At 67.9% G+C, this 7,351-nt stretch carries 5 protein-coding genes and 1 pseudogene; 2 read left to right on the top strand and 4 right to left on the bottom strand.

Annotation, left to right across the window (positions count from 1 at the left end):
* The 3 genes and pseudogenes from IM632_RS08550 to IM632_RS08540 all read right to left on the bottom strand — a co-directional run.
* Nucleotides 1-431, bottom strand: a pseudogene (locus tag IM632_RS08550) (amidohydrolase); the annotation flags it as partial.
* Between the two features lie 153 nt (nucleotides 432-584).
* Entirely contained in the window at nucleotides 585-1,814 is a 1,230-nt protein-coding gene (locus IM632_RS08545) for an acyl-CoA dehydrogenase family protein (RefSeq protein ID WP_296552225.1), read from the bottom strand.
* A gap of 14 nt (nucleotides 1,815-1,828) precedes the next feature.
* Nucleotides 1,829-2,947 (bottom strand): acyl-CoA dehydrogenase family protein, encoded by a 1,119-nt coding sequence (locus IM632_RS08540; protein WP_296479939.1) that lies wholly within the window; start codon nucleotides 2,945-2,947, stop codon nucleotides 1,829-1,831.
* 209 nt (nucleotides 2,948-3,156) lie between these two features.
* On the opposite strand from IM632_RS08540, the gene IM632_RS08535 reads away from it, so the two are divergent.
* Nucleotides 3,157-4,041 carry a LytTR family DNA-binding domain-containing protein gene (locus IM632_RS08535; protein ID WP_296479938.1) on the top strand — a complete coding sequence of 295 codons (885 nt, stop codon included), beginning with the start codon at nucleotides 3,157-3,159 and terminating at the stop codon, nucleotides 4,039-4,041.
* A 278-nt stretch (nucleotides 4,042-4,319) separates the two neighbouring features.
* The gene (locus tag IM632_RS08530; protein WP_296479937.1) at nucleotides 4,320-4,985 is read left to right on the top strand and encodes an outer membrane beta-barrel protein; all 666 of its coding nucleotides are present in this window, start codon (nucleotides 4,320-4,322) and stop codon (nucleotides 4,983-4,985) included.
* Between the two features lie 192 nt (nucleotides 4,986-5,177).
* Here IM632_RS08530 and IM632_RS08525 read toward each other — a convergent pair.
* The coding region (locus tag IM632_RS08525; protein ID WP_296552224.1) for a valine--tRNA ligase at nucleotides 5,178-7,351 on the bottom strand (2,174 nt) is incomplete at its 5' end.

Raw genomic sequence — 7,351 nt, 5'->3', positions numbered from 1 at the left:
TTCATCAGGCGGAAGCTTTCCTGGGTCAGCTGGCGCTTGTCGCTGCCGTCACGGTTCATGATCCAGATGTTGTCGCCGCCGCCCCGGTCCGAGGTGAAGGCGATCCGCCGGCCGTCGGGGGAAAAGCGCGGCTGGGTCTCGTAGGGCAGTCCCTCGGAGATGCGCGTCGGCGTCCCGCCGGTGATGGGCAGGGTGTAGATGTCGCCCAGGAGGTCGAAGACCAGGGTCTGCCCGTCGGGGCTGACGTCCAGGTTCATCCAGGTCCCTTCATCGACCGTGATCGGGACCTGGCGCACCTTCATTCCCGGCGGCGCGGCGACATCCCACTTGGGCGCGTCCTTGCTGTCCTGGGCGGATGCCGCCGCAGGCAGGGCGGCGGCGAGGCCCAGCGCGAGGGCCATCCGCGAGGCGGTGCGGGCAAGAGTCTTCATCGGTAGTCCCCCAGTCGGACCCGGGAACTTCAGCCCGGGGCCGGAACGTTCAATCCATGCGCCAGCGAGCGAACTCACCGCCAGGCAAGGCCAACAGTATGGCGCAGAGCGACAGGAGGTTGTCCACCGTCAGGCCGGACCGCCCCCACAGGCCTAGCGGCCCGTCGGCACGTCCTTGAAGGCGACGTCCTTGTCCAGGCGGATGTCGCCAGGCAGGCCCAGGACGCGCTCGGCGATGATGTTCCGCAGGATCTCGTCGGTGCCGCCGGCGATGCGCAGGCCCGGGGCCATCATCAGCGATCCGTGGAAACCGCCCGACAGCGGGGCGAGGTCCGGGTCGTTGATGATGCCGTACTGGTCCAGCATCTCGACCGCCTCATTGGCCAGGTCCTGCATGAGGGTGGCCGAGACGATCTTGCCGATGGAGCTTTCCGGCCCGGGGGTCTGGCCCTTGGAGAGGGCGGTCATGGTCCGGTTGCGGGCGTGGCGCAGGCCTTCGGCCTGGACGTACCAGTCCGCCAGCTTCTCGCGCACGGCGCTTTCCTTCAGCAGGGGCGCGCCGTCGACGCCGGTAGTGTCGCGCGCCGCCTCGAGGAACTGGGACCAGCCCGCGCCCGTGGCGCCGCCGACCGCCAGGCGCTCATTCATCAGGGTGACCAGCGAGACCTTCCAGCCGTCGCCCACGCCGCCCAGGCGCTGGCTGTCCTTGACCCGGACGTCCGTGAAGAAGACCTCGTTGAAGCCCGAACCGCCGGACATCTGGTGGATCGGACGGACCTCGATGCCCGGGTCCTTCATGTCGACCCAGAACATGGTCAGGCCCTTGTGCTTGGGCAGGTTCGGGTCGGTCCGGACAATCACGATGCCGAAGTCCGAGAACTGGGCGCCGGTGGTCCAGACCTTCTGGCCGTTGATGATCCAGTCGCCCGAGCCGTCCGGCGCCTTCTCGGCGCGGGTGCGGGCCGCGGCGACGTCGGAGCCGCCGCTGGGCTCGGAGAAGAGCTGGCACCAGATTTCCTCGCCGCGGATGGCGGGCGGGCCGAAGCGGTCCTTGGTGGCCTGGTCGGCGAAGTTCATCACCGTGGGCACGCACATGCCCAGGCCGATCTGGAAGGGGTTGGAGGGGATGGGATAGCGCGCCTCCTCCTCGCTGAAGATCACGCTGTCGATGGGCGTGCCGCCCTGCCCGCCCCATTCCCGGGGCCAGGTGATGCAGGCGAAACCGGCGGCGGCCTTCCTGGCCTGCCAGGCCTTGGCGGCGGCGAGGTCGCCCCCGCCCTCCCCGTCATCGTCGCCGGAGCGGGTGCGCGGGGCGTTGGCCTCGAGCCAGGTCCGGACCTTCTGGCGATAGGCGGCTTCTTCGGGCGTATCGTTGAAATCCATGATCCGTATCCTTCTCAGGCAGCCGCGTTGCGGCGTTCGAGATGGCTGACGAGGCGGTCCTTCCAGGTCCGCGGCGCGCCAGCGACCAGGGAGAGCTGGCGTGAGCGGCGATAGTGCAGGTGGCAGTCGACGGCCCAGGTGAAGCCGATGCCACCGTGGGTCTGGATGTTCTCCTTCGAGGCGAACCAGTAGGCCTCGGAGGCGGCGATCCGGGCGGCGCTGGCCGCGACGGGAAGCTCGGGGGCGTCGGTGTTGAGGGCCCAGGCGCCGTAATAGGCGTTGGAGCGGGCCAGCTCGTTCTTGACGTACATGTCGGCCAGCTTGTGCTTGATGGCCTGGTAACTGGCGATGGTCCGGCCGAAGGCGAAGCGCTCCAGGGCGTATTCCTTGGCCATTTCGAGGGCGCGGTCGGCGCCGCCGGTCTGCTCGAAGGCCAGGAGGACCGCGGCGCGGTCGAGGATGCGCTCGACAAGGGCCAGACCCTCGCCCGCCCCGCCGAGACGCTCGGCCGGGACCTTGTCGAACACCAGCCTGGCGGCGTCGCGGGAGGGGTCGAGGGTGGAGAGGGTCTCGCGGGTGACGCCCGCCGACGACAGGTCGACCAGGAAGAGGCCGGGCTGGCCGCCCTCCCGGGCGAGGACGAGGGCGTGGGTGGCGATCCCGCCGTCGGTCACGGGGATCTTGGTTCCCGAGAGCTTCCCGCCCTCCACCGAGGCGCGGATGCCGGAGGCGGAGAGGGCGCCGGGGCCTTCGGAGGTGGCGAGGGCGCCGATCACATCGCCGGCGGCGATGCCCGGAAGCACGGAGGCCTTCTGGGCCTCGGACCCGGCCATCATGACGGCTTCGGCCAGGATGTAGACGGTGGAGGCGAAGGGGATGGGAGCGACGGCCCGGCCCAGTTCCTCGGCGATCACGCAGAGCTCAAGCCGCCCAAGGCCCAGGCCGCCGTGTTCCTCGGGAATGGCGGCGCCCAGCCAGCCCTGGCCGGCGACGGCCTTCCAGAGCTCGGGGTCCCAGGTCGCAGAGGCATCGTCCAGGACCTTTCGCACCCGGCTGGTGGGACAGTTGGCCTCGAGGAAGCGTCTCGCCTCGTTCTTGAGGAACTTCTGGTCCTCGGAGAAATCGAAATTCATGGCCTCGCACGCCTCCCTGCGCCGGTCCGCTGTCGTGTCCTAGATAAGCATAGTCTTCGGCCAAGGGCGGCGGAAGACTGACCTCGCGTCAGGACCGGATCGAGATGTCCGGACAGTCGAGCCGGGGCCCCCGGCCCAGTGGCGCCAGACCGGCTGAATCGGGCTCAGACTTGCTTGACGTCGGCGGTTAGAGACACCAAAACCGCAGCATGAGCCCTGGTGAAATCCACCCCCGTCAGGCGACGCTTTCCTGGCCCCATTTTCTGTTGTTCGCAGGCCTGGGTCTGGTCACCCTTTTCACGCTTCTGGACCCGGAGCCCTCCCGGTCACTCGGGCTGATTGAACGGTTTCTGTTCTGGCTCCTCCATGCGGGCGGGCTGCTCTTCCTGATGCAGGTCAGCCAGTCGGTTCTTTCGCGGGTTCCGCCATTGCGACGCCTGAACCCCTGGATTCAGATTACGCTTGCGGGCCTGATCGGCACCGCTCTCTTCGCGCCCATTGGAACCGGGCTGGATGAGGTCTTCGGTTTGGCGGCGGTCTCGGACGACGTGAACCTGACCTGGCCTCATCAGGTCCTGAATGCCTTCGCAGACACCGCTCCCGCCGCAGTTTTCATCTGGGTCGGGCTGAACGCCGCGCGCAACCTTCGTTTGCCGACTCTGAGGGAGACGGGTCACAGGCCGCAGCCAGCCCTTCAGGAGTTGAGCCGGATCGCTCAGCCGGCGCCCCTGCGTCTTGAGGATCAGTCGCCAGCGCTCGCCCTGGCCTCGGAGACGCCGCCGTTCTGGTCTCGTGTGCCAAGTTCGCTGGGAGACGACCTTGTCGCACTGACGGCCGAGCTCCACTACCTGCGGGTCGAGACGGTGAATGGGAACGCGCTGATCCTCTATCCTTTTGGGCAGGCTGTGGCTGAACTCGCCGCTTCAAGTTCGAATGGCTCCCAGATTCATCGCTCACACTGGGTGGCCCATTCCCATGTGGCCAACATCCAAAGGGACCAGGGACGCGTGTTCTGCGTTCTGACCAGCGGAACGCGACTGCCGATTGGCCGGCGGCGGCAAGCGACGATCATCGCCCGCCTTTCAAGCGTCTGACGACGGATTGACCAGGCCTGCGCCGCATCTCTCAGCGGCCTGGGCGCTGCCCCTCCGCGCATAGGCGGATCGACGGGACGCACCCGGAGTGCAGCATAAGCGTCGGTTGAACGAGCAGCCCATGCATTGGTCGCGCCTCTTCCCTTGATAAGGGTGCTCGCGCCGTTCGCGCCCGGCGAGTCCGTTTGTGCAGTCGCGGGCGCCGTTCGTGCAGAGCGCCTTGTCGCGGTCGGTGCTCATTCATAGATGCCGGCCTCCAGTACAACGGAGGTTTCAGTATGTTTGAACTCAAGTCCAAGATCCTTCTGGCGACGCTTACCGGCGCCCTCCTCGCAGGAGGCGCTGCTGTTGCACAGGACGCGGGTGACCAGGCGGGTTTCTATGCCCGTGCGTATGGCGGGATTTCGACCCTTAGCGACACCAGGGTGAGCGTTGGCGTCTCCTCGGCGTCCGGGAAGTTCAGCGGAAGCACGCTGGCGGGAGGCGCCTTCGGCTACGACTATGAAGGGCCATGGCGGGCCGAGATCGAGTACACCTATCGGTCGAGTGACGTCAAAGTGCCTGACAGCTTCGCGGGCGGCGGCGACTACGCTTCGACCGCGATCCTCGTGAACGGTCTCTACAGCATCGGTGAAGTCGGCCCGCTGCGACCCTATGTGGGTGCGGGTATCGGCTTCACCCGCGAGGTGGACTTTGACCTGACGAAGCAGAAGGGGCCCTCAGCGCCGCCCTCAAGCGCGGTGGGGTCGTACTCGAGTTCAGGTCGCCTCGCCTATCAGGCCATCGCCGGTGCTGAATTTGCATTCGGCGATCGTTGGTCCGGGTTCGGAGAGGTTCGCGCCTTTGCGATCGACAGCCCCAACCTGTCCGGCCCCGGTGGTAAGAAGCTGAGGGCGGACTATCAGACCTTTGACTTTCTGGTCGGCGTTTCCCGACGCTTCTGACGACCTCCGCCGGCGCCCCGGCGCCACCCTGGCGGATGCCATGGAGGAAACAAGAAGAGGTCCGACCTTGGCTCGCGCCTCTTGAGCCAGCAGGCTGGCAAAACAAGATGACTCGCCCGGAGCGCCAGGGCGAGCGACCGGGCCGGGGTCGGGTGGAAAACCGACCCCGGCTCAGGACCGGAAGGGGGGAGGTCAGGTCAGGCGGGCCAGGGCGGACTGAAGGCGCTCGCGCGCCGCCTCGACCTCGGCGAGGCGCTCGCGGTTCTCCTCGACCACCTCCTCGGGCGCCCGGGCCACGAAGTCCGGGTTGTCGAGCTTGCGGCGGGTCTGCTCGGCGGTGGCGGCGAGACCGGCGATCTCCTTGGACAGGCGGGCCTTCTCGGCCGCGAGGTCGATGAACTCGGCCACCGGCAGAGCCAGGGTCGCCCCCTGGACCACATAGGGGATGGCGCCGGCCGGCGCCGAGGCCTCGACCCGGACCTCGGAGACCCGCAGCATCTGGCCGATAACCGGAGCGTAGGCGGCGAGCACGGCCGCCTGAGCCGGGTCGGCCTCGACCACCAGCAGGGGCGGCCGCGCGCCCAGGGGCACGTTGAGCTCTGAGCGCACAGAGCGGCCCTCGGCGATGGCGGCGATAACCAGGCCCACCTCGGCGGCGGCGGCGGCGTCGGGCGCAAGCGCCGACAGGTCCGGCCAGCGGGCGGCCATCAGGAGGGGTTCAGCCCGGGCGGCGCCCAGGTCGGCGGTCTGGTCCCAAAGCTCCTCTGTCAGGAAGGGCATGACCGGGTGCAGCAGCTTGAGGATCACGTCCATCACCCAGGCCGCCGTGGCCCGGGTCTCGGCCTGGGCCTCGGCGTCGGCGCCGTTCAGGACCGGCTTGGACAGCTCCACATACCAGTCGCAGAAGGTGTTCCAGATGAAGCGGTAGAGAAGGTTGGCCGCCTCGTCGAAGCCGCAGCCGGCGATGGCGTCGGTGACGGCGCCGGCCGTACGCGCCGTCTCGCCGACGATCCAGCGGTTGACCGCCCCCTTCACCCCAGCGGGATCGAAGCCCTCGGCCCGGGCGCAGCCATTGACCTGGCAGAACCGCGCGGCGTTCCACAACTTGGTACCGAAATTTCGATAACCTTCGATGCGTTGGGTAGAAACCTTGATGTCCCTGCCCTGCCCCGACATGGCGGTCAGGGTAAAGCGCAGGGCGTCCGCGCCATAGGTGTCGATGAGGTCCAGGGGGTCCATGACATTGCCCTTGGACTTGGACATCTTCTTGCCCGACGCATCGCGCACCAGGGCGTTGAAGAAGACCCGCCGGAAGGGAACTTCGCCGGTGAAATGCAGGCCGAGCATCATCATCCGGGCGACCCAGTAGAAGATGATGTCAAAGCTGGTGACCAGGGTGTGGGTCGGGTAGAACCGCTTCAGGTCGTCCGTCTGGTCCGGCCAGCCCAGGGTCGAGAACGGCCAGAGCCCGGAGGAGAACCAGGTGTCGAGGACATCCTCGTCCTGGCGCAGCGCGGCCTCCGCACCATAGTGGGCGTTCGCGGCGGCCTGGGCCTCGGCCTCGGTCTCCTCCACGAACACCGCCCCGTCGGGCCCGTACCAGGCCGGGATGCGGTGACCCCACCAGAGCTGGCGCGAGACGCACCAGGGCTCGATGTTCCGCATCCACTCGAAGTAGGTCTTCGACCACGCGGCCGGCTCAAGGACGGTTCGCCCCTCCTCCACCGCGGCGATGGCGGGCCTGGCCAGGGTGACGGCGTCCACGAACCACTGGTCCGTCAGGTAGGGCTCGACCACAACACCCGAGCGGTCGCCGTGCGGCACGACGTGCCGGGTCGGGTCGATGCCGCGCAGCAGCTCCAGCGCCTCGAACTCGGCGACCACCTTCTTGCGCGCGACGAAGCGGTCCAGGCCCCGGTAGGCCTTCGGCGCCGCATCGCTGATGCAGCCGAAGTCATCGAGGATGTTGATCATCTCCAAGCCATGGCGCTTGCCGACCTGGAAGTCGTTGAAGTCATGGGCCGGGGTGATCTTCACCGCGCCGGAACCCTTCTCGGGATCGGCGTAGTCGTCGGCCACGATGGGGATCAGCCGCCCGACGATGGGCAGGCGCACCCGCTTGCCGACGAGATGGGCGTAGCGCTCGTCCTTGGGGTTCACGGCCACGGCGGTGTCGCCCAGCATGGTCTCGGGCCGGGTGGTGGCGACCACGATCTCGCCGGAGCCGTCCTCCAGGGGGTAGGCGAAGCGCCAGAAATGGCCGTCGACCTCGCGCTGCTCGACCTCGAGGTCGGAAATGGCGGTCTGCAGGTGCGGGTCCCAGTTCACCAGCCGCTTGTCGCGGTAGAGCAGGCCCTGCTTGTGCA

It is taken from the genome of Phenylobacterium sp., from assembly GCF_020402505.1.
Lineage (GTDB): Bacteria > Pseudomonadota > Alphaproteobacteria > Caulobacterales > Caulobacteraceae > Phenylobacterium.
Note: the sequence above shows the minus strand (reverse complement) of the source record. Positions and strands in the feature narration are given on the sequence as shown.

Excerpts from the sequence above, each read along its gene's own strand:
- IM632_RS08540 (WP_296479939.1), bottom strand. The coding sequence starts at position 2,947 with ATGAATTTCGATTTCTCCGAGGACCAGAAGTTCCTCAAGAACGAGGCG.
- IM632_RS08535 (WP_296479938.1), top strand. The coding sequence starts at position 3,157 with ATGAGCCCTGGTGAAATCCACCCCCGTCAGGCGACGCTTTCCTGGCCC.
- IM632_RS08545 (WP_296552225.1), bottom strand. The coding sequence starts at position 1,814 with ATGGATTTCAACGATACGCCCGAAGAAGCCGCCTATCGCCAGAAGGTC.
- IM632_RS08530 (WP_296479937.1), top strand. The coding sequence starts at position 4,320 with ATGTTTGAACTCAAGTCCAAGATCCTTCTGGCGACGCTTACCGGCGCC.